Origin of the sequence: Flavobacterium sp. UBA4197 (genome assembly GCF_002379575.1) — a bacterium.
GTDB classification, from domain to species: Bacteria; Bacteroidota; Bacteroidia; order Flavobacteriales; family Flavobacteriaceae; genus Flavobacterium; species Flavobacterium inviolabile.
In genome coordinates this window covers 17,978-38,283 of record NZ_DFUB01000009.1, presented here as the reverse complement: position 1 = coordinate 38,283, position 20,306 = coordinate 17,978, and the positions used below count along the sequence as shown (strand labels likewise).

Below are 20,306 nucleotides of genomic sequence, written 5' to 3'. Positions count from 1 at the left end.
GGGCTTTTTTATGTTTTATCCGTGATACACACGGGAAGCGATTATTTTTCCGTTTTTAACGTCGAGCACTTCTGCAACCAACATATCTTCTTCTCCGTTTACCTGTCGGATGTATTCCATAAAAATCCTGTCGGTATTGGCCGTAAGCGATGTTACTTTATAGTGCAGACCAGGCAAACGGTCAAAAGCATCCTGCCACCAGGCACGCATTGCTTCTTTTCCTACCACCAGACCATTGGTCTCCGGCTGATGGATCTTTAATTTCGGGCTGAAATGTTTTGCGTCGTCGTCATATAAGGATAACAATTTGTCAAGCTGCTTGGTATTAAAAGCTTCAAACCAGCGAAAAGCAATCGATTGTAATGTTTCAGATGTCATAAAAGGTGTAAAAAAATCCCGAAGCGCGCTTCAGGATTTATCATTATATATTCTTTAAATTGATAATTTCTTGTTCTGTTAAGAAACGCCAGTTTCCTCTTGGCAGGTTCTTTTTCGTTAATCCGGCAAAAACAACACGGTCCACTTTTAAAACATCATATCCCAAATGTTCGAAGATAGAACGTACCACTTTTACGTTGGATGTTTTCATTTTTAACCCGATTTCACTCTTTGGCTGTTCTTCAATATAGGAGATCTCTTCTACAAAAGCACGGTGATTTTCTATTGTCAGTCCGCCTGCCACTTTTTCCAGGTCTTCGTATTTCAGGTTTTTATCTAACGATATCTGGTACACTTTTGAAGAACGCTGGTTCGGGATCGTAAATTTACGAACCATGTCGGTATCATTGGTAAACAATAACAAACCGGTGGTTGTTTTATCCATACGCCCTACCGCCTGCAATCTTGCTCTTGTAGCATTACGCACCAAATCCAGTACATTACTGGTGTTTACATCACCGTCGCCGGCTGTTGTAAATCCTTTTGGCTTATTCAACAGGATATATTCTTTTTTCTCAGGAGTGATTACCGTTCCGTCAAAATTCACCACATCATTCAGTTTCACTTTGTATCCCATTTCTGTGATCACTTCACCGTTAACTTTTACGTTTCCGGACTGGATATAAATATCCGCATCACGACGGGAGCAAACTCCGGAATTAGAGATGTATTTATTTAAACGTATTTCGTCCGGATTACCTGGTGTTTTTGGAGCTTTAGGTGCCTTTGGTTTTCTGTCAAAAGAAGGTTTTGGTTTTGAAAAACCACCTTTCTTATCATCTTTCTTAAAAGAAGAACCTCCCGATGGCTTAGCCTTTTTAGGCCCGAAACTTGGTTTTCCCGATGAAGTACCTCTTTTATTATTTCCTTTTCCGTTATTCATTTCGCTAAAAAATTTTTGCAAAGATAGTATTTATCTCGTTGTGTACTGAAAAAGTATGTTTTAAAGATGGAAATACGGTTTACAGACAGGAAAGCAGTTTCTTCCCATTGACCAAAACGGTAGGGTCAATCAGCACAATACAGAACACTCCTGCCACAATAAGTGATTTTAAAATATTGTGCAGCTGGATGTACTGGCGCTGTGTTTCCGATTTCCATAACAGCCGGATAAAGTACATCAGAATGATCAGGGCGACATAAAAATAGATGTCCATATAACCCACATCATATTTTTCAACCAGGATAAAAACCGGTAAAATTGTGGCTATCGTTAATACGGTAATGATCTGTTTGGATATTTTTTCTCCGAAACGAACCGGTATTGTCTGGTAGTTCGAAGCGACATCGCCTTTGATATTTTCAAGGTCTTTGATCATTTCCCGGATCAGCATCAGTAAAAACAAAAAGCCGGCATGGGCGAAGATCACATGGTAGAAGTTTTTAAAATACAGGAGTATTCCGAAAAACGGCAATACGGCCAGTAATGCTGCCGTAAGGTTCCCGATTATCGGATATTTTTTAAGCTTGTGGGAATAAAACCAGATCAGGAAAATATAGGTTGCAAAGAAAAATGCGGCACGCCAGGAAACAATATAAGCCAAAGCGGTTGCCAGGAAATTAAGTCCGAAATAAACCTTTAGTTTGGTTTTCTGGCTTACCAGACGGTCCAGCATGGATTTGTTGGGACGGTTGATTAAATCTTTCTGGGCATCATAAAAATTATTGATGATATAACCGGAAGCAATGCTTAACGTCGACACGAACACAATGATAAACAGCCGCCAGTCCAATATAATGTCCAGCGCCCGTTCTTCGGGTGCGAGTATAAAAATTGACGATAAATATTGTGCTAAAACTATTACAGGAATATTATAACCACGTACCACAGAAAACAAACTGAGGATTTTCATTAAAGTCAATTTGGATTTACGGGTAAGCATTATAGGCTAGCAGTTAAAGTTCTCGATATTCGGAACGTCTTCCAAATAACGCAAAAAAGTTACGAATTAGAATTGGTAAACCACTTCTAGTTTATAATCTTTTAAGGATTCTTTAGCTTTTTCCAGATTTTGTGTAAATCCTAAAATATAACCGCCACCGCCGGAACCGCACAGTTTAAGGTAGTAATCGTTGGTATCGATTCCTTTTTGCCATACCTGGTGGAATTGCTCCGGAATCATCGGTTTAAAGTTATTCAACACCACTTTGGAAAGTTTTTTGGTGTTCGAAAACAAGGATTTCATATCGCCATGCAGGAAGTTTTCCACACAGGCATCGGTATATTTTACAAATTGTGTTTTCAGCATTTTTCGGAATCCCTGATCTTTCAGGTTTTCCATAAAGATATTCACCATCGGGGCAGTTTCGCCTACAATTCCGGAATCAATCAGGAACACAGCGCCTTTGCCCTGCGTACTTTGCGACGGAATTCCCGTTGGTTCGATATTGTCTTTTGAGTTAATTAAAATCGGCAGGCTCAAATAACTGTTTAAAGGATCCAGACCGGAGCTTTTGCCATGGAAAAACGATTCCATCTGGGCAAAGATATTTTTTAACTGCAATAGTTTCTCACGGGTCAGGTTTTCCAGAACCGTTATCTTATTATGGGCATATTTATCGTAAATCGCCGCTACCAAAGCACCGCTGCTTCCTACTCCGTATCCCTGCGGGATACTGGAATCAAAGTACATACCGCGTTCCACATCGGCATTTAAAGCCGCTATATTAAAGGTCACCAATTCCGGATATTCTTCCTGAAGATCATCCAGATAAGATGCAAAACGTTTCAGACTTGCATTGGATTTTTCAGATTCTTCCGTTGGGTTTTCAGCAACTTTTAAAGCTCCGTTGTAAAAATTATAAGGAATAGATAAGCCTTTAGAGTCTTTAATGATTCCGTATTCTCCGAAGAGTAAAATTTTTGAGTAAAAAAGTGGTCCTTTCATAGTTCTGTTTCCTGCTTTTAGTAACGCTATACAATGAAATATTAGTATAAAGGTACTGAAAAAGTTTTATTAAAATGGTTTATTTTATCCTTTCGGATCCCGTTCCAATTTCGTCACAAATGTACTGACTGTTTTCACAATAGCCAATTAATTCTTTGGTAATAAATTCCAGCACCTTTTCCTTTACATTCTGAGGGTAAAGCACGTGTACATTTGCACCGGCGTCTAACGTAAAACAAACCGGAATACCGGTAGCATTCCTGAATTTCCAGATGCTGTTAATAATTTCCAGCGTATTGGGTTTCATCAGTATATAATACGGCATCGAAGTCATCATCATCGCATGCAGCGTCAATGCTTCGCTTTCCACAATTTTAATAAATTCTGCCACATCGCCGTTTTCCAGGATGGTTTTCATTAACGACAGATTGGTATGCGCCTGTTCAAAGCGTCTTTCGGCATACGGATGCCCGAACATTAGATCATGTCCTACCGTACTGGAAACCTGTTTCTCACCTTTGTCCACCAAAAGAATCGTATCCTGGTAATTTTTAAAATGGTCGTGAATTTCCGAAGGAAAAGTCACTCCGTATAAATCGGAGCTTTCGGAAATATCTTTTTGTTCTCCCCATACCACAACACTTCCCTTTACGCTTCTGCAGGCACTTCCGGAACCCAATCGCGCCAGGAAAGAGGCTTTCCGGTAAAAATAATCGTCGTTCATTTCCGGATTCAAGGCTTTTTCAAGGCTCATGATGTTCATCGCCAAAGCGGCCATACCCGATGCGGAAGAAGCAATACCGGAACTGTGCGGAAATGTATTTAAGGTATCTATTGTGAAATGGAAGTTTTTCAGATACGGACAATACGGTTCGATCCGCTCAAAAAATTTCTGAATTTTCGGTTTAAAAGCTTCTTTTACCGCTCCTTCAAACAGCAAGTCAAAAGAAAAAGCTGTTTTGTCTTCTTTTGCTGCAAAAGCCAGTTTGGTTATGGTCTTACAATTGTTAAGGGTCAGACTTATTGAAGGATTGGCCGGAATCTGGTTGTCCTTTTTCCCCCAATATTTCACTAAAGCAATATTACTGGGTGCACTCCACTCAAAACTTCCACTATCAATTGTTGTCAACGCAGCGTGATAAACAAAATCCTTTTCTAAAAACATAAATCAAAAATTTAGGCAAAGATACTTTTTTTGAGATATTCTTTAATTGGAAAAATTCGACAGAATTAGCTTATTTTTGAAGCTCAAAATCTGCATCATGAAAAAAATCACCCGCATCTTAATGGTTGTTGTTACCTGTCTGGTTATCGGTTATTTCTCCGGCATTGTTACCCGCGCCAGTATTGAAACATGGTATCCTACTTTGGTAAAACCGTCTTTCAATCCGCCCAACTGGTTATTTCCTCCGGTATGGTCAACCTTATATATCATGATGGGCATTGCAGCCGGTTTAGTATGGAACCGGATTGATTTTGAAAAAGAAGCCGTTAAAAAAGCTTTGATCTTTTTTGCGATCCAACTCGCGCTGAATGCTTTATGGTCGTACCTGTTTTTTGGGTTGCACAACATCCTTCTGGCTATGGTAGAGCTGATCTTATTATGGCTGATGATCTACGAAACCTATATACAATTTAAGAAAATCAATAAAATTGCCGGTTATTTATTATTGCCCTATTTAGCCTGGGTTACTTTTGCAGGCGTTTTAAATGCCAATATATGGCTGCTGAACAAATAAAAAATATTCAATCTCAAAGGATTAAAATAATTAAAAAATTATCTTTTTAACTTTTATTTAAAACATAATAGGTATTTTTTGTTAAATTTGATTTAAACATTCAAATTTAATCGATATGTCAAAAAAAGCCACCTATCTTCTCGGTATACTGGCAACCATAATTATCGGTTGTTTCTTATATCACAGACTTTGCTGTATGAATTGTGACCGGGCGTGTTGTAAAAAAGACGTTGCAACAGTTCAGGACAATCTGCCTCCTACATCTCCATTTTTATTAAAAGGCAACGGAATAGACTTTACCACCCAAAGCAATTTCAACTTTTTAAAGAATGATTTTAAAAAATTACTTCCGGTAAACGACTCGATCAACTTAGGGATCACGTCCCTCAAAACACTCTTTGACAAGGGTGGAAATACCCTTAAAATTACCGGTTTTGCCACAAAAGACGAAGTCAATAACTCCATGTTTCCCAATTTAGGTTTCGCCCGCGCAAATGATGTGAAGAATTATTTTGTTGCCCAGGGCATTTCATCGGCCAAAATTGAAATAAACGGTGAAGTAAAAGACGATTTAAGCATCACGAACGACACTTTATTCGGCCCGGTTGCTTTTACCGTTCTGGAACAGGCTGCAGCAACCGCCACTCCGGCAGCAGACTGGAAGGCTTTAAAAGAGAAAATCAACGCCAGCCCGTTAACGCTTTATTTCAATACCGGGCAAACCCAGATTGATTTAACGGCAGAAGACCGTCAGAAAGTAGCCGACATGCTCCACTATATTGATCATGTGGAAAATGCCAAACTCGATGTGGTGGGCTATACCGACAATATCGGCAACAGGGAAACCAATATCCATCTGGGACAAAAACGCGCCGATTTTGCCAAAAGCTATCTGGTGAATAACGGCATTGCTGCCGAAAAAATAAACAGCACCTCAAAAGGCCCGGATAATCCTTTAATGGATAATGCCACTAAAGAAGGACAGGCAAAAAACAGACGAACTGTTGTAAAAATTAACTAACCTAATATTTATAAACTATGAATACACCTTGTATAATCATCCCGATTTTAGTAGGCTTAATCTGCGCATTATTAGGCTATTTACTTGGAAAAGTGAGCGCTTCAAAAAACGATAACACTAAGCAATTACAGCATGAATTAGACAAATGCCGCACAAAATCCGTAAATCTTTCCGCCGAACTGGAAGCTTTAAAAGCAAAAGGAACCGGTTCGTCCATGGGCTTTGCCGCTGCTATAGTACCTTTTGACGGTACTGTGGCCGCTACTGTTTTCGGAAGAAAAATAGTGGAAAACGACTTAAAAATAATTGAAGGCATTGGTCCGAAAATAGAAGAATTATTCAACACTTCCGGCATATTCTCCTGGAAGGCACTTTCTGAAATATCGGTAGACCGGTGCAATGAGATCTTACACAAAGCCGGCGAACGTTTCGTTATTCACAATCCTGCTACCTGGCCGCGTCAGGCACGTATGGCCTATGAAGGAAAATGGCAGGAACTAAAAGACTGGCAGGAACAGCTGGATGGAGGAAAAGAATAAAAAAAGGCTGTCGTTTGACAGCCTTTTTCAATTATTGTTTTGATAGTGTAAAACAATTGGCATTTGCCAATACACTAACCGTCGGATCAAAACTGGCACCTGCTTTAGCATTATTAGCAGCATCCGGACGCAAATATTTATCCCAAACCGATAAAAGCGATACCGAAGCCAGGTAACCAACCGAACTGTAGAAAACCGATTTTCCTGTGGTTACATTACTCGGCGGATATACTCTCCATTTTTCCCATGGTCCTATAACCGTTCTGTTTACATTCACATCATCATCTACTGACTCTGCTACTAAATACATATTATTCTGCAAGGATCGGAACGCAACTTCATCCCCGGTTTTCACTTCGGCTGTAGAATTCACATTATTCGGGTTTACAATTTTGAATTTTGCCCAGGGCATCCAAACATCGTTCAGCCACGGTGCTGTGGTGTTCCATAGTTTATTGATTGTAGCATCCCCATTGGATTCCGCCGTAAGAAATTTACGGGTAAGATTGTAGTTTATTGTCACCACATCGCCATAACTCATGTAACGGCTTCCGGTTTTTTCCTGTGTCCCGGAAAGTTCATCATTTTGTACAGAAGTTACATCCTCTGTTTGGCAGGAAGCCATAAGTCCTACGGCTAAAACAAGCAATAATTTTGAAATTTTTTTCATAAAATGTTTTTAAGGTTAATGCTGCAAAACTATTTTCAAAAACACAAAAATCCTTTTAAAATCAATGCTTTGTGACGAATACCATATAAAATAGTGACGAAAAACGTTTTGTTTTTTCCTGTTAAAAAAATAATCGTGCACCAACTGCCCTAAAACTCTTTACTATGCTTGTTTCATAAAAAAAGCGGTTCGTATGAACCGCCTTTTTCACAGGATTATCTTTAATTCTTAACGATCTTTTCTACAAAAACACCCTCACTGGTTTCTATTTGTGCAAAATAAATACCCGGCTTCAGCGCAGTAACATCCAGCTGCTGCAAACCTGCTTTGCTATCCAATACTTTAGACACCTGAGCGATGCCGTTAAAATCGTAAACGCGGATGCTAACAAGCTTGCCATCTTCTACAGGAAGTACACTCAACGTAGTGGTAACCGGAATTGGGTACAGGCTGTATTTACCTTTTTTATTGGTTCTGTTCTGATCGTTAGGATCGGTAATTGCCATTTCGTTTGTAGCGGCCGTTTTCCCGAATGCCGGCTCAAATGGTCCCGGATCCGGCTGTAATACATTCATACAGTTTTTAAAGGTTTTGGTCCAGGTATAATTGGTCCATCCGTAACTGCCGCTTGGTATTACATATACGGTTGCTCCGCTCTTGTAGACCAATTGGATCGTATAGGCCGTATTGGCAGCACAATCATAGAAGCTCATTCCCGGTCCAACCGTAGCCGTTGCGGAACCGGATGTATTTAAATAGGTTAACGGATAATCTGCTGTCGGGCAGGCAGAAGCCGTATTCGTTACTCTTAAATATAACTTGGAAGCATTGGCATAATTCCCGGAAACATTAAATCCGATATAACCGCTGTATACCTGCGGATTCGAATGGGCTACATATTTACAATAAGGAGCAAACGATAGGTTTACAGCAGGTGTCGCCTCTTTTGTTACCGTTATATTAATGTTTAACGTTGCTTTTAGTATTGACGGCAGATCCGGTGCTCCATTGGCACAATACACACGCATCACATAGCTGTTTGTTCCAACCGGCATGTTTCCCGGCACGATGCTAACCGAATTACTGTTACTGGAATTGGCAACGAATGCTCCGGTACTTTTATTCAGGGTGATGTATTTAAAATACCCCTGTCCGCAAGTATAAGTGCTGGCATAAGTTAAACTGAATGTCCCGGTAAGATCGGTTGCATAAAAAGGAATTACAACATTGTAGTTATAGGCTCCTCCGGAAATAGTTGGTCCCGACACACTAACGGCATTAGTAGTCCCCAGACTAAGGGTTTGTGCATTCACTGCAAAGGCAGAAATTAAAAACAGACAGCAAAAAGCAACTCTTGTTTTTAGGTTAAAAATAATTTTTTTCATGTTATGTGTTTTTTAAGTTAACAACACAAAACTATTTTTATTCCCATCAGAACCATCAATAAAATCGCAGTTTGTGACGAAATAACTCAAAAAAGTGACAAATCAAAAAACTATTTTATCCAGTTCATCAAGATAGGTTTCCCCGACAGGAATTTCCTGCTGATTCACAAATACCGCTTTTTTATTTTTTTGTGCAACCTGGTCGATTCTGACAATATACGACCGGTGTACTCTTAAAAATTCCAAAGGATCCGGTACCTTGGTTATAAACTCTCCTATTTTACACCGTATCGTATAGGATCTTTCCCGGGTGATGACATCAATATAGTTTCCGGATGATTTGACATACAGTATCGTATCGGTCTTGATCCGGATTTCTTTACCCTGTTCCCGGAAAGTAAAATACTTTTCTTTCTTTTTTATTTTTCGCACCCACAGTCGTAACAATTCCCGGATTATATCCTGGTTATAGGTTAGTATCCTGATCTTAAAAAAAGCATAGATCAGCGCAGCGGTTAAGAATATAACAAGACAGATAAACCAGCTTCTTTTCCAAAACGGCTCGCTGATATGTATCGGTAAAATGATTTTTTCATCGGAAAACAGGCGATTATCCTCCAAAATCTGGACGATAAATTCATAATCTCCCGGCGGTAAGAATTCATACGAAACTTTCCTGTCCTTAGTGTAATTCCATTTGTCATGCAGTCCTTTTAATTTGTATCGGTACACCTGTTCTTTATTTTTAAAGGACACGGATTCAATCCAGAAATCGAGCTGGTTTTCATTATAGGATAAGTCCAGTAATTTTTGAGGTGTTACCTGCTTGACCGCATTTATGGCGATGGTCTTTAAGCGCAAAAAATAATTCCGCTTCGAAAAGATCTGTTCAAAATCTGCTTTGGACAAACTGCACAATCCGTTGGTGGTCGCGATATGAATCACTTCATCAATAATTTCCACATCCCGTATCTGGTTTTCAGGCAAACCGTCGGCTGCAGTTAAATACTGTATTGTATAACTGCCGTTTTCCTGAAACCGTATCCTGTTCAAACCGTAATTCGTACACGCCCAGATGGTATATTTGTCTTCTATATACACTTCTGTAACCAGATTATTGGATAGTCCGTCCGACTTATCAATCGTGATTACTTTTTCGGTTTTAGGATTATAAACCAGAACGCCGGCTCCCATACTGGCCAGGTAAAAAAGCTGTTTCCCGGGTTCATAATCCACATCGTCTATCCGGTAATCGGCTAATTTGCCTTTCTTATCCACAAGCCGGCCCTTATCGACAATTTTGAGTCCTTTTAAAGTGGCTATATAGTATTTTCCGTTGACTTCCGAAATGTCCTGAATCCTCACGTTAAGCGTATCGGCAAACAATTCTTTCTCATTTTCGAAAACATTATAAACCCCGAACCGGGAAGCAATGATCTTTTTGGTATCGTCCGAAACTTTTAGTACCCCGCAGTATTCCAGACGGTTTCCAAATGACGTAAAAAGAACATTATCCGTAGCATAATACACCTGGTTTTCGGCAGGATTAAACTGCACAATTGCCGGTTTGTTTACCAATCCGGTGTGTACTCTCGCCAGATCGCCTTTAGCTGAAATTTTATAAATGTCACCGTTAAAACAGCCGGTGTATAAATTTCCGTCGTTATCCTTTGTCAGGGAATTGACATAAATCCCTTTTAAAAGATTGCTGTTGATTTGTTCTTTTTTCAGAAAAAAGACTCCGGAATCTATAGTCGAAAACCATAATCCGCCAAAGCTGTCTTCATAAATTTTGGTTACGGAATGTTTTTCCAGATACTTCTTTTTTAGCGTTCCCTTATAGTCATACACATACATTCCTTTGCCGCGATACCCGATCCAGAAATGATGCTCGTCATAAATTCCGCCTTCTATCGGTTCAAAATTAGGGTAGGTAATCGTGGTGATTGCTCCCTGACGATTTTGTATAAAAACCGATCCGTCGGTCATTACAACCATATAATCATTTCCGGAACTTAAAATACGCCGGATCGCCCGCATTTCCCCAGTTCTGAGAAACGCTGTTGGCGTATTGGTAAAATAATTGATTTCCTGGTGCCTGTTGATCTTCTTTGACCGGAAGAATTTACCTAACCGCTCACTGGGTCTTTTTTTCGCATCAACATCAGCTTCGATAACCAGCCTGCCCTTCGCATCAATCGTGATATAATGCCCGTTTGTCATAAAAAGATGCAGCGTGTTATTGTGATCGACAGCCAGGTTTGCAATAAAAAAAGCCGTAAGCCTTCTTTCCTTAACAAACCGTTCGATGACGGCATTGTATTTATAGGGAATAAATTTTTCCGTCCCGTCCTGAATATAAAAAAGTTTATTATTGAGTGTAATGCACCAGATCTGGCCGTTATCCTGCTTAAAGAAATCAAATATGGTAATATCGGTCAGGCCGTCTTTAGGCTCAAACCGCTTGAATTCATTTCCGTTATAATGGGTCAGCCCTCTGTCTGTAGCAAACCACATAAAACCGTTTTTATCCTGAATAACGTCATAAACCTCATTACTGGACAAGCCGTCTTTTTGGGTAAAGTTTTTAAGCGTGTAATTTTGGGATGCAAGCTGCTGGCCAAACAGCACACAAAATAGCAATTGGCAGAAAAGAAATTTAAAGGGCATACATATTTTATTCTACTGCATTGTTAATGATGCACTAAAATAAAAATAAAATCCCATAATTTTTAACAAGATTTTCAAATAAATGTCATTACGCGAAGTTTTGCGCTACCAGATAGCTACCCGTCCATGCATTTTGAAAGTTAAACCCTCCGGTTATCGCATCAATATTCACGATTTCGCCTGCAAAATACAAATTGGGATGCACCTTGCTTTCCATGGTTTTGAAATTGATTTCCTTCAGATCGATTCCGCCGGCTGTAACGAATTCTTCTTTAAAGGTGCTTTTGCCGTTTACCTGGAAATGCCCGTCTGTTAATTGGTTTGCCAGATCATTCAGTTGTTTTTTAGACAAATCGGCCCATTTGGTTTCCGGTAAAATGCCGGAAGCAAAAGCCAGACTTTCCCATAAACGGTTTGGAAAATCAAACGGTGATTTTTTCACGACCAGCTTTTTAGCCTGTTCCAGTTTGAGCGTTTTCAGCAGTTCCAGTGTTGCTTCGGTATCCTGGTCATTAAGCCAGTTAACCTGTAAAACAAACTGGTAATTTTTAGCAAAAAGTTCTCTGGCGCCCCAGGCGGAAAGTCGTAAAATTCCCGGACCGCTCATTCCCCAATGGGTAATCAGCAACGGTCCCGCAGCACTCAGTCTGGTTCCTTTAACCTTAACCGCAGCAAAAGCCGAAACACCCATTAAGTCTTTAATACGGGTATCTTTGATATTAAAGGTAAAAAGAGACGGAACCGGTTCTACTATTGAGTGCCCCATGTTTTTGAGCACTTCCCATATTTTAGGATTGCTTCCGGTTGCCATGACTATTTTTGACGTTACAAACGTTTCCTGATTGGTTTCTACTTTCCAGAAATCGTTCGATTTAAAAAGCGACTGCACGCTTTGCCCGGTCAGCACCTGAATGCCCAGTTGTTTAACCGCTTTCTGGAAACAGTCGATGATGGTTTGCGAACTGTCGGTAACCGGAAACATTCTTCCGTCTTCCTCGATTTTCAGTTCCACGCCATGCCGTTCAAACCATTCAATCGTATCGCCGGAACAAAACTGATGAAACGGTCCTTTTAATTCCCGTTCGCCTCTGGGATAAAACTTAACCAGATCGTTCGGGATAAAACAGGCATGCGTTACATTACAGCGTCCGCCGCCGGAAACACGCACTTTCGAAAGTACTTCCTTTCCCCGCTCCAGGATCGCGATTTTTAATCGGGAATTGTTTTCCGCGATATTAATTGCCGTAAAAAAACCGGCAGCACCGCCACCTATTATAACTACATCAAAATTGGAATTCATAATCTATTGGGAAAATCGGAGATGATTCCGTCTACGCCATAAGCGATGACTCTGCGAATATCTTCCTCATTATTAACCGTCCAGGTCAAAACTTTATAGCCTTTTTCACGGGCTTCTTTACAATTATCTGCCGTTAGCAGTGAAAAATGTGGATGGATGGCTTTCGCCGATAACTGGTGTGCCCATTCCAAAGCCTGTTCCACACTGGCCTGCGTGAGTACACCCAGATTTATTTCAGGGTTTAACGCTTTTACTTTTTTCAGCTCGTCTTTCTGAAAGCTGGAAACGATAAAATCTTCATAAGTCCAGCCTTTTTCAGCAACATATTTTTCGATCAGTTTTACGACCGGTCCGGCCGTCTCGTGACCTTTTAATTCTACATTTATCAGACATTTCCGGTCAATCAGGTCAAACACCTCTTCCAGTAACGGAATGCGGTACAGCGTTTCCACTTTCAGTTTTTTCAGTTCCGCTACCGTCATTTTATGGACTTCACCAAAACCGTTTGTCGTCCGGTCTACCGTAAAATCGTGAATCACCACAATTGCGCCGTCAGCAGTAACATGAACATCCAGCTCGATAGCTGTAGCTCCCAGATCCAGTGCCTTCCGGAACGATTCCAGCGTGTTCTCTGCCAGCAATCCCTTTGCACCTCTATGTCCGATTTTTTGAATCATTGCTGATTTTGACTTTTATTTAACTACACAAAGATATAATAGAATTGGCTTGAAATTCGTTAATTTTATAGAACAGACTCAAGAAATACGATTATGAAAAAAATACTTTTGGTTTTCTTTATAGCGCTTTTTACGATGTGCGGCACTTCAAACGTGCAATACCGGGACGATTTCCGGGCGGCTTCCGATGCTCAGAAAAAGAAGTTCCTGAATGAGCTCAATGCAAACGGAGCCAATTATGCCGTGGTAGTACTCACAAAAGGGTTTAAAGGGGAATCCGTTACCGTTTTTAACGAAAAAGGTACCCTATATAAAGGTACGGTCATTACCAACCTTGGCAATGGCATTGCCCATACTTTACGGATAGACAACACGATAAACACGACGATTACCGATAAAATAAGCAGTAAAGAAGCCGTTATTGAAAGTAAAAAGGCAAAGCAATACAAATTCATCTATGTGATGAAGGACAATGCAGCAGCAAAAAATCCTTATAAAATCACCTACAGCAATACGCTTCGCCCTATGTAACGGAACGAAAACCGGCATTACTTAAAAACAAAACGTTCCTCAAATCGGGTACAACATGATTTGAGGAACGCCAGCGGTTAAGCTCCCTTAAAAAGCAAAGGCATCCAGCGTGTCCAGTGCTTTAGGGAAAGCACTGTCCTGAAGTTCCGGCATCGCAATTCCTTCTACACGAAAAGTGGTAACGTCTGTTATACCAAGGAATCCAAGTGCCGCTCTCAAAAACGGATCGGAAAAATCATAGCCTTTTCGCGGTCCTTCCGAATAAACACCTCCGGAAGCGATTGCCAGATACACTTTTTTATTCACGACAAGTCCTTTCGGGAAACCGTCTTCATAACTAAACGTCACCCCGGCTCTGGCGATATGATCCACCCAGGCCTTTAATGTGGACGGAACACCAAAATTATAAAGCGGAACACCTATCACCACTATATCGGCTTCCATTAACTCCTGTATTGCCTGATTGGAATACTGAATCGCTTTTTGCTGGGTTTCCGTCTGTAATTCGTTTGGCGTAAAAAAAGCGCCCAGATGCGTTTCGTCCAGATGCGGCAGCGGGTTCACCGTTAAATCACGGGTATAAACACTGCTTCCCGGATAGGCAGCTGTCAGTTTTTCAAGAATCGCATTCGATAACCGGATGCTGAAAGAGTCTTTTCCCTTTACACTTGAAGTAATCAGCAATATTTTTTTCATTGTTTCAGATATCTTTTTGTTTTACAATACAAACTTATCTACATTCGCTATCTAAAATATATTACTATCCGTTTGGATAGCGCTATCCAAACGGATAGTAATGAAAACAGTATGGAAACAACAGAAAAAATTCACACGCCACAGGAATGTACCGGCGCACTGCTTCCGGTTAGGGATGCCCTGGAAGTTTTAAACGGGAAATGGAAATTGCCGATATTGATCTCGCTATCATCCGGGCCGAAACGCTTTAAACAAATTTCAAGGGAGATAAACGGTATTACCGACAAAATGCTGTCGAAAGAATTAAAAGAGCTGGAAATGCACCAACTGGTTACCCGGACGGTTTATGATACTTTCCCGCCAACAGTAGAATATGCTTCAACCGAACACAGCAAGACACTGACCAAAGTAATCGAAGCGCTAAGAGAATGGGGATTGCTGCACCGTAAAAAAATTATCGGGAACTAATTTACAATGTAGGCCGGCGAAGCACTGCTCAGGTTTTGAAACAGAACCGCCGTTTCCGCAGAAAGGCAAACAGCAAGAATGTCATCATCGGTTACCGGATCGGGCACGTCATTTTCCTTTTCCATTAAAAACTTCGCCTGATTGTAGTATATCGGGATGCCCGATTTTTCATAAAATGTGCGGACGTCTTTAGCACAAAAACCAACACATTCCAGATTTCTGCTGTTCAGGTTGGCAACAACTTCGTTTAATAGTTGCTTTGCATAACCTTTTCTTTCCTGTAAGGATACCAAACCCACCAATTCCGGAATCGTATAGGTAGTATTGGCAAACTGAACGGTAAAATTGCGGTTTATCCGGGCCAGACAAACCATTTTTTGGGCACCATCGCGCAGTAAATGAAATTCGGAGTGCCTGAATTGTTTCCTGAAATTGTCCGCATCCAGCTGCAGCCATTCCGAAACCGACCAGGCTTCCAGTATGCATTTTATCTCGGAAACCGTTAATTCGTCCGGTTTTTTAATCAGGTAATGTGCCATATTGTTACCAATGCTTCTCTTTCAAAGATACTTTATCTGAACGAAAACTACCGGATTTCTTTAAAAATCAAACAAATAGCAGTTCTAAAAATAAGGCAATAAAAAAAGCCTATCTACTTTTGAAGTAAATAGGCTTTTAAAGTGCGGGTGATAGGACTCGAACCTACACACCGTGAGGCACCAGATCCTAAGTCTGGCGTGTCTACCAATTTCACCACACCCGCGGCACAAATTGAAAGTGTTTCTTTCAGTATTACGGGTGCAAATATACGCATTAGTTCTTATCATCCAAGAAAAATCGAAAAAATTTTTTGTTTCTTTTTTTTGTACTTTTGGCTTTCATCATATTTAAATTATAATGGATAGTATAAAGCAATACGTTCAGGAAAATAAAGAACGTTTTATAAATGAATTAATTGATTTATTAAAGATTCCTTCTGTAAGTGCTGATAGTGCTTACTCTCAAGATGTTATAGACACTGCTAATGCGGTTAAGGTAAGTCTGGAAAAAGCCGGATGTGATTTTGTAGAGCTTTGCGAGACTCCCGGTTACCCGATTGTGTACGGAGAAAAAATGATTGATCCGAAATTACCTACTGTTTTAGTATACGGACATTATGACGTACAACCGGCAGATCCGATCGAGTTGTGGACCTCTCCTCCATTTGAACCGGTAATCAAAACTACCGATATTCATCCGGAAGGAGCTATTTTTGCCCGTGGTGCCTGTGACGATAAAGGACAGATGTTTATGCATGTGAAAGCTTTGGAATATATGGTACAGACCAATACGCTTCCATGTAATGTTAAATTCATGATTGAAGGAGAAGAAGAAGTTGGTTCGGCAAGTTTGGGCTGGTTCGTGGAACGCAACCAGGAAAAACTGGCTAACGATGTTATTCTTATTTCCGATACGGGAATGATTTCCAACACCCAGCCATCCATTACCACCGGATTGAGAGGTCTGAGCTATGTGGAAGTGGAAGTTACCGGACCTAACCGTGACCTGCATTCCGGATTATATGGCGGAGCTGTTGCGAACCCGATTAACATCCTGGCCAAAATGATTGCTTCGCTTCATGATGAAAACAATCATATTACCATTCCGGGATTTTATGATAAGGTAGAAGAGCTTTCTGCTGCAGAAAGAGCCGAAATGGCCAAAGCACCTTTCTCTTTGGAAAATTATAAAAAAGCGCTGAACATTGATGATGTTTACGGCGAAGCCGGATATGTTACAAACGAAAGAAATTCCATTCGTCCAACACTGGATGTAAACGGAATCTGGGGCGGTTATACCGGCGAAGGTGCCAAAACCGTTATTGCCAGCAAAGCATTTGCAAAAATATCCATGCGTCTGGTTCCTAACCAGGACTGGAAAGAGATCACCGAATTATTCCAGAAACATTTCGAAAATATCGCTCCTAAATCTGTTAAAGTGGTTGTAAAACCGCATCATGGCGGACAGGGATACGTAACCCCGATTGACAGCATTGGCTATCAGGCTGCTGCCAAAGCATATCACGAAACTTTCGGCGTACAGCCCATTCCGGTTCGTTCCGGAGGTAGTATCCCGATCGTAGCCTTGTTTGAAAAAGAATTAAAAAGCAAGACTATTTTAATGGGATTCGGATTAGACAGTGATGCTATTCACTCGCCTAATGAGCATTTCGGAGTATTTAATTACCTTAAAGGAATCCAGACCATTCCTTTGTTTTACAAATACTTTACGGAACTGAATAAGTAATATTTTACAAAATTTGATTTGGATACAAAATTCATCTCAGAAGTCATAAAATCAGGAGGAACTATTGGTGCTTTGTCACCAAGTTCCTCTTTTTTGGCTAAAAAAATGCTGAAGCCCATTGACTTCAAATCGGCACAATGCATTGTTGAATTCGGTCCGGGAACCGGTGTTTTTACCGTAAAACTACTGGAAAAACTCAGCCCGAACGGAAAACTTATGGTTTTTGAAATCAATAAAGAGTTTTGTGAAGAGCTGAAAAAAATAAACGACAGCCGACTGATCATTATCAATGACGGTGCAGAAAAATTAGAAAAATACCTTATTGAATATAAGCTGGAAAAAGCCGATTATATCGTTTCTTCCTTACCGCTGGCCGTCCTGCCGGATGAACTGGTCAATGCCATACTGACCACTTCGAAGTGCTGCCTGGCTTTAAAAGGAAAGTATATTCAATTTCAATACTCGCTGAATGCTCTTAATAAATTAAAAGAAATCTTTTCGAGTGTAACCATTGAGTTCACTTTTTTAAATATTCCGCCCGCTTTTATCTTCACCTGCAAAAAATAAATTCACTTTTTTTAATTTTTTATCCCCTTTTTAATTTTTTATTCTACATTTGTAGAGTTAGCTCTAAAAACATAGAATATGAAATTTTCATCGGCTATAGTCCTGCTGCTGATAGGTTTGCTAATCGTGAGTTGTAAAACCAACCGGGTTGTCAAAAACGAACGGGTCGGTAAATGGATTTTTAAAGACACTTTTGGCGGAAAACATTACACCACAAAAGGGTACTACCGAAAAGGTCTGGAAACCGGGACATGGAAACAATTTTCCGGTAACAAACTAGTCAAAAAACAGCTGTACAACAAGCAAACCTGTTTTACGACGTTTTATAATGAGAACGGTACCGTAATGGCAAGAGGAAAATCCCGGATGGTCATAACCGACAAACTGGTACACTGGTTTTACTATGACGACTGGAAATATTATGACGGAGAAGGAAATCTGGAAAGCATCCGCACTTACGAGAACGGAGAAGAAGTGAACGAATTAATCATTAAATAAAAAGAAATGCAATTATCAAAAACCGAAGAACAACTTATGGAATATCTGTGGAAAAAGGAAAAGGCTTTTATGAAAGACCTGCTGGAAGCCTATCCTGAGCCGAAACCGGCAACGACCACGATTGCAACACTTTTAAAACGAATGTCCGACAAAGGCTTTGTGGCTTACAAAGAATACGGAAAATCAAGGGAATATTATCCGTTAGTAAAAAAAACGGATTATTTCTCCAAACATGTCAACAACATCATTAAGGATTTCTTCAACAATTCGGCCGCTCAGTTTGCTTCTTTTTTCACAAAAGAAACCAATATGACGGAAAAAGAATTGGAAGAACTAAAGAAAATCGTAGATCAGGAACTTCAAAAAAAGAAAAAATGACATCGCATTTCATCAAATCCGGCCTGTGCCTGTGCTGTTTATTAGTTGTTTATCATTTTCTGTTAAGCAAAGAAAAGATGTATCGCTTTAACCGTTTCTACCTGTTAACAGCTATTGTATTCAGTCTTTTAATCCCTTTCAACACCCTGACGGAAACCGTTTCGGCTGCTGCCAAAACACCGCTAGTCACAGCGGCATTATATGCCAGAGCGATAGCCGATGATTCTTTCCTGAATTTAGAAAACGGGCTTATAGCGGTTTACCTGTTTGTATCGGGATTACTGTTCTTTCGCTTTACGATGAACCTCAACTCCTTATTCCGAAAAATACGATCCGGCGAACAGATCAAGCAGGATTCCCAGACACTGGTCCTGATTCCGGATAAAGTGCTGCCATTCACTTTTTTGCATTATATTTTTATCAATAAAAAGCAAATCCGTAAAAACAAGATTGAACCGGAATTACTGCTTCATGAAACAGCACATGCCAGACAAATGCACAGCCTGGATATTCTTTTTATCGAGCTGCTTCAGATCTTTTTATGGTTCCAGCCATTATTGTATTTCTATAAAAAAGCCATCCGCTTAAATCATGAGTTCCTGGCAGATGAAGCGGTAACGCAAAAGCATACCGAAGTAACCGATTATCAGAATTTAATTCTTTCCAAGGTTGCTACCGAAAAGCCTATGGCACTCACCAGTAATTTAGCCTATTTAGTAACCAAAAAACGTTTCATTATGATGACCAAAACATCGCCCCCGCTCCGGCTGACCCTTATCAAGTTATGCATGATTCCGTTAATGTCCGGAATGGTATTCCTTTTCAGCACTAAAGTTGTGGCTCAGGAGAAACCAGCTGCCAAGACCACAAAAAACAATGGCAGCAAACCTTTACCACCATCTACGCCACCTACACCGCCGCCAGCCCCGCAGTTGCCGCCACCGCCGCCACCTGTTGAAGCAAGACCAAAAAAAGCAGCATCGAAAAACGGTAAAGCAGAACTGCCACCACCGCCACCGCCACGGGAAAGTTCTAAAAAGACGACCTCAAACAACGGCAAAGACAAACTATTACCGCCACCGCCACCAGCAGAACCAAGGCCTAAAAAGACGGCATTAAATGAGTTCCCGTCACCACCGGCTCCCGGAACAACAATTCCGGAGTTTGCAGGCGGCATGAATGCCTGGAATGTATATGTGCAAAAGAATCTTAAAATACCGGAAAACTTTCCGAAAAGTGATACTCCACAACGTATCGCTGTTCGGTTTGTGGTCGAAAAAGATGGCAGTACTTCCAATGTTGCGATTGTTAAAGACCCGACCAATATAATGAAAGAATCGATTACCGCCCTTATTGAAAACAGTCCGAAATGGGTGCCCGGAAAATCAGAAGGGAAAGCGATAAGAAGTGAATTCTATCTGCCGTTAATGGTGCTGCATAAATAAGAGAACAGGCCGGTTTGTCGTAACACAGGTTGCGATAAACAGTATGATCCGCTTCGATTGAAGCGGATTTTCTTTTTTGTAACCTAAAATAAATCAGCTTTTTACAACAA

Annotated in this window: 22 protein-coding genes and 1 tRNA gene; 10 read left to right on the top strand and 13 right to left on the bottom strand. The window is 40.5% G+C overall.

Features of this window, described 5'->3' with window-relative positions:
* Positions 1-15: 15 nt before the first annotated feature.
* The 5 genes from B3394_RS04955 to mvaD all read right to left on the bottom strand — a co-directional run bounded on the left by B3394_RS04955 (position 16) and on the right by mvaD (position 4,491).
* Positions 16-378 (bottom strand): nuclear transport factor 2 family protein, encoded by a 363-nt coding sequence (locus tag B3394_RS04955; protein ID WP_177730113.1) that lies wholly within the window; start codon positions 376-378, stop codon positions 16-18.
* A gap of 43 nt (positions 379-421) precedes the next feature.
* Positions 422-1,321 (bottom strand): pseudouridine synthase, encoded by a 900-nt coding sequence (locus tag B3394_RS04950; protein WP_286913677.1) that lies wholly within the window; start codon positions 1,319-1,321, stop codon positions 422-424.
* 79 nt (positions 1,322-1,400) lie between these two features.
* On the bottom strand, positions 1,401-2,321 hold the full coding sequence (locus B3394_RS04945; protein WP_177730115.1) for a geranylgeranylglycerol-phosphate geranylgeranyltransferase: 921 nt from the start codon (positions 2,319-2,321) through the stop codon (positions 1,401-1,403).
* A 66-nt stretch (positions 2,322-2,387) separates the two neighbouring features.
* Positions 2,388-3,326: a mevalonate kinase family protein gene (locus tag B3394_RS04940; RefSeq protein WP_177730116.1), complete on the bottom strand. Its 939-nt coding sequence runs from the start codon at positions 3,324-3,326 to the stop codon at positions 2,388-2,390.
* A gap of 79 nt (positions 3,327-3,405) precedes the next feature.
* Positions 3,406-4,491 carry a diphosphomevalonate decarboxylase gene (mvaD, locus tag B3394_RS04935; RefSeq protein ID WP_286913675.1) on the bottom strand — a complete coding sequence of 362 codons (1,086 nt, stop codon included), beginning with the start codon at positions 4,489-4,491 and terminating at the stop codon, positions 3,406-3,408.
* 97 nt (positions 4,492-4,588) lie between these two features.
* On the opposite strand from mvaD, the gene B3394_RS04930 reads away from it, so the two are divergent.
* The 3 genes from B3394_RS04930 to B3394_RS04920 all read left to right on the top strand — a co-directional run bounded on the left by B3394_RS04930 (position 4,589) and on the right by B3394_RS04920 (position 6,625).
* On the top strand, positions 4,589-5,065 hold the full coding sequence (locus B3394_RS04930; RefSeq protein ID WP_177730118.1) for a TspO/MBR family protein: 477 nt from the start codon (positions 4,589-4,591) through the stop codon (positions 5,063-5,065).
* Positions 5,066-5,180: 115 nt separating this feature from the next.
* Positions 5,181-6,086 (top strand): OmpA family protein, encoded by a 906-nt coding sequence (locus B3394_RS04925; protein ID WP_286913673.1) that lies wholly within the window; start codon positions 5,181-5,183, stop codon positions 6,084-6,086.
* Between the two features lie 17 nt (positions 6,087-6,103).
* Positions 6,104-6,625: a hypothetical protein gene (locus B3394_RS04920; RefSeq protein ID WP_273244970.1), complete on the top strand. Its 522-nt coding sequence runs from the start codon at positions 6,104-6,106 to the stop codon at positions 6,623-6,625.
* Positions 6,626-6,656: 31 nt separating this feature from the next.
* Here the strand turns inward: B3394_RS04920 and B3394_RS04915 are convergent, their stop codons facing one another.
* From B3394_RS04915 to B3394_RS04895, 5 genes are all read right to left on the bottom strand, one after another.
* Positions 6,657-7,295 (bottom strand): fascin domain-containing protein, encoded by a 639-nt coding sequence (locus B3394_RS04915; RefSeq protein WP_286913668.1) that lies wholly within the window; start codon positions 7,293-7,295, stop codon positions 6,657-6,659.
* Between the two features lie 221 nt (positions 7,296-7,516).
* Entirely contained in the window at positions 7,517-8,680 is a 1,164-nt protein-coding gene (locus tag B3394_RS04910) for a T9SS type A sorting domain-containing protein (protein ID WP_177730122.1), read from the bottom strand.
* A gap of 102 nt (positions 8,681-8,782) precedes the next feature.
* Complete coding sequence (locus B3394_RS04905) at positions 8,783-11,350, bottom strand: ligand-binding sensor domain-containing protein (RefSeq protein ID WP_286913665.1); 2,568 nt, start codon at positions 11,348-11,350, stop codon at positions 8,783-8,785.
* An 88-nt stretch (positions 11,351-11,438) separates the two neighbouring features.
* Entirely contained in the window at positions 11,439-12,650 is a 1,212-nt protein-coding gene (locus tag B3394_RS04900; RefSeq protein ID WP_286913661.1) for an NAD(P)/FAD-dependent oxidoreductase, read from the bottom strand.
* Positions 12,647-13,327, bottom strand: coding sequence for a glycerophosphodiester phosphodiesterase (locus B3394_RS04895; RefSeq protein WP_177730125.1), 681 nt, complete (start codon positions 13,325-13,327; stop codon positions 12,647-12,649). The genes B3394_RS04900 and B3394_RS04895 overlap by 4 nt, the downstream gene beginning before the upstream one ends.
* Positions 13,328-13,420: 93 nt before the next feature.
* Between B3394_RS04895 and B3394_RS04890 the strand changes: the two genes are divergently transcribed.
* On the top strand, positions 13,421-13,858 hold the full coding sequence (locus tag B3394_RS04890; protein WP_273244583.1) for a hypothetical protein: 438 nt from the start codon (positions 13,421-13,423) through the stop codon (positions 13,856-13,858).
* Between the two features lie 87 nt (positions 13,859-13,945).
* Here the strand turns inward: B3394_RS04890 and B3394_RS04885 are convergent, their stop codons facing one another.
* Positions 13,946-14,554 (bottom strand): FMN-dependent NADH-azoreductase, encoded by a 609-nt coding sequence (locus B3394_RS04885; protein WP_273244581.1) that lies wholly within the window; start codon positions 14,552-14,554, stop codon positions 13,946-13,948.
* Positions 14,555-14,665: 111 nt separating this feature from the next.
* Between B3394_RS04885 and B3394_RS04880 the strand changes: the two genes are divergently transcribed.
* A complete protein-coding gene (locus B3394_RS04880) occupies positions 14,666-15,022 on the top strand; it encodes a winged helix-turn-helix transcriptional regulator (RefSeq protein ID WP_177736125.1) in 357 nt (118 codons plus the stop codon).
* On the opposite strand, the gene B3394_RS04875 is transcribed toward B3394_RS04880, so the two are convergent.
* Positions 15,019-15,561 carry a hypothetical protein gene (locus B3394_RS04875; protein ID WP_286913656.1) on the bottom strand — a complete coding sequence of 181 codons (543 nt, stop codon included), beginning with the start codon at positions 15,559-15,561 and terminating at the stop codon, positions 15,019-15,021. The two genes, B3394_RS04880 and B3394_RS04875, sit on opposite strands and share 4 nt — an antisense overlap.
* 142 nt (positions 15,562-15,703) lie before the next feature.
* Positions 15,704-15,785 (bottom strand) — tRNA-Leu (locus tag B3394_RS04870).
* Positions 15,786-15,919: 134 nt separating this feature from the next.
* On the opposite strand from B3394_RS04870, the gene B3394_RS04865 reads away from it, so the two are divergent.
* From B3394_RS04865 to B3394_RS04845, 5 genes are all read left to right on the top strand, one after another.
* Entirely contained in the window at positions 15,920-17,308 is a 1,389-nt protein-coding gene (locus B3394_RS04865; RefSeq protein ID WP_286913652.1) for a dipeptidase, read from the top strand.
* An 18-nt stretch (positions 17,309-17,326) separates the two neighbouring features.
* Positions 17,327-17,875, top strand: coding sequence for a class I SAM-dependent methyltransferase (locus B3394_RS04860; RefSeq protein ID WP_218618736.1), 549 nt, complete (start codon positions 17,327-17,329; stop codon positions 17,873-17,875).
* A 78-nt stretch (positions 17,876-17,953) separates the two neighbouring features.
* Positions 17,954-18,373: a hypothetical protein gene (locus tag B3394_RS04855; protein ID WP_286913647.1), complete on the top strand. Its 420-nt coding sequence runs from the start codon at positions 17,954-17,956 to the stop codon at positions 18,371-18,373.
* 6 nt (positions 18,374-18,379) lie between these two features.
* Entirely contained in the window at positions 18,380-18,751 is a 372-nt protein-coding gene (locus B3394_RS04850; protein ID WP_177730131.1) for a BlaI/MecI/CopY family transcriptional regulator, read from the top strand.
* Positions 18,748-20,196, top strand: coding sequence for a M56 family metallopeptidase (locus B3394_RS04845; RefSeq protein WP_286913642.1), 1,449 nt, complete (start codon positions 18,748-18,750; stop codon positions 20,194-20,196). Before B3394_RS04850 ends, B3394_RS04845 begins: the two co-directional genes overlap by 4 nt.
* Positions 20,197-20,306: the final 110 nt, after the last annotated feature.

Coding starts and splice junctions, on each gene's coding strand:
- B3394_RS04895 (WP_177730125.1), bottom strand. CDS start 13,327: ATGATTCAAAAAATCGGACATAGAGGTGCAAAGGGATTGCTGGCAGAG.
- B3394_RS04850 (WP_177730131.1), top strand. CDS start 18,380: ATGCAATTATCAAAAACCGAAGAACAACTTATGGAATATCTGTGGAAA.
- B3394_RS04910 (WP_177730122.1), bottom strand. CDS start 8,680: ATGAAAAAAATTATTTTTAACCTAAAAACAAGAGTTGCTTTTTGCTGT.
- B3394_RS04885 (WP_273244581.1), bottom strand. CDS start 14,554: ATGAAAAAAATATTGCTGATTACTTCAAGTGTAAAGGGAAAAGACTCT.
- B3394_RS04950 (WP_286913677.1), bottom strand. CDS start 1,321: ATGAATAACGGAAAAGGAAATAATAAAAGAGGTACTTCATCGGGAAAA.
- B3394_RS04845 (WP_286913642.1), top strand. CDS start 18,748: ATGACATCGCATTTCATCAAATCCGGCCTGTGCCTGTGCTGTTTATTA.
- B3394_RS04865 (WP_286913652.1), top strand. CDS start 15,920: ATGGATAGTATAAAGCAATACGTTCAGGAAAATAAAGAACGTTTTATA.
- B3394_RS04915 (WP_286913668.1), bottom strand. CDS start 7,295: ATGAAAAAAATTTCAAAATTATTGCTTGTTTTAGCCGTAGGACTTATG.
- B3394_RS04925 (WP_286913673.1), top strand. CDS start 5,181: ATGTCAAAAAAAGCCACCTATCTTCTCGGTATACTGGCAACCATAATT.
- B3394_RS04930 (WP_177730118.1), top strand. CDS start 4,589: ATGAAAAAAATCACCCGCATCTTAATGGTTGTTGTTACCTGTCTGGTT.
- B3394_RS04900 (WP_286913661.1), bottom strand. CDS start 12,650: ATGAATTCCAATTTTGATGTAGTTATAATAGGTGGCGGTGCTGCCGGT.
- B3394_RS04955 (WP_177730113.1), bottom strand. CDS start 378: ATGACATCTGAAACATTACAATCGATTGCTTTTCGCTGGTTTGAAGCT.
- B3394_RS04875 (WP_286913656.1), bottom strand. CDS start 15,561: ATGGCACATTACCTGATTAAAAAACCGGACGAATTAACGGTTTCCGAG.
- B3394_RS04855 (WP_286913647.1), top strand. CDS start 17,954: ATGAAATTTTCATCGGCTATAGTCCTGCTGCTGATAGGTTTGCTAATC.
- B3394_RS04940 (WP_177730116.1), bottom strand. CDS start 3,326: ATGAAAGGACCACTTTTTTACTCAAAAATTTTACTCTTCGGAGAATAC.
- B3394_RS04890 (WP_273244583.1), top strand. CDS start 13,421: ATGAAAAAAATACTTTTGGTTTTCTTTATAGCGCTTTTTACGATGTGC.
- B3394_RS04920 (WP_273244970.1), top strand. CDS start 6,104: ATGAATACACCTTGTATAATCATCCCGATTTTAGTAGGCTTAATCTGC.
- B3394_RS04880 (WP_177736125.1), top strand. CDS start 14,666: ATGGAAACAACAGAAAAAATTCACACGCCACAGGAATGTACCGGCGCA.
- B3394_RS04945 (WP_177730115.1), bottom strand. CDS start 2,321: ATGCTTACCCGTAAATCCAAATTGACTTTAATGAAAATCCTCAGTTTG.
- B3394_RS04905 (WP_286913665.1), bottom strand. CDS start 11,350: ATGCCCTTTAAATTTCTTTTCTGCCAATTGCTATTTTGTGTGCTGTTT.
- mvaD (WP_286913675.1), bottom strand. CDS start 4,491: ATGTTTTTAGAAAAGGATTTTGTTTATCACGCTGCGTTGACAACAATT.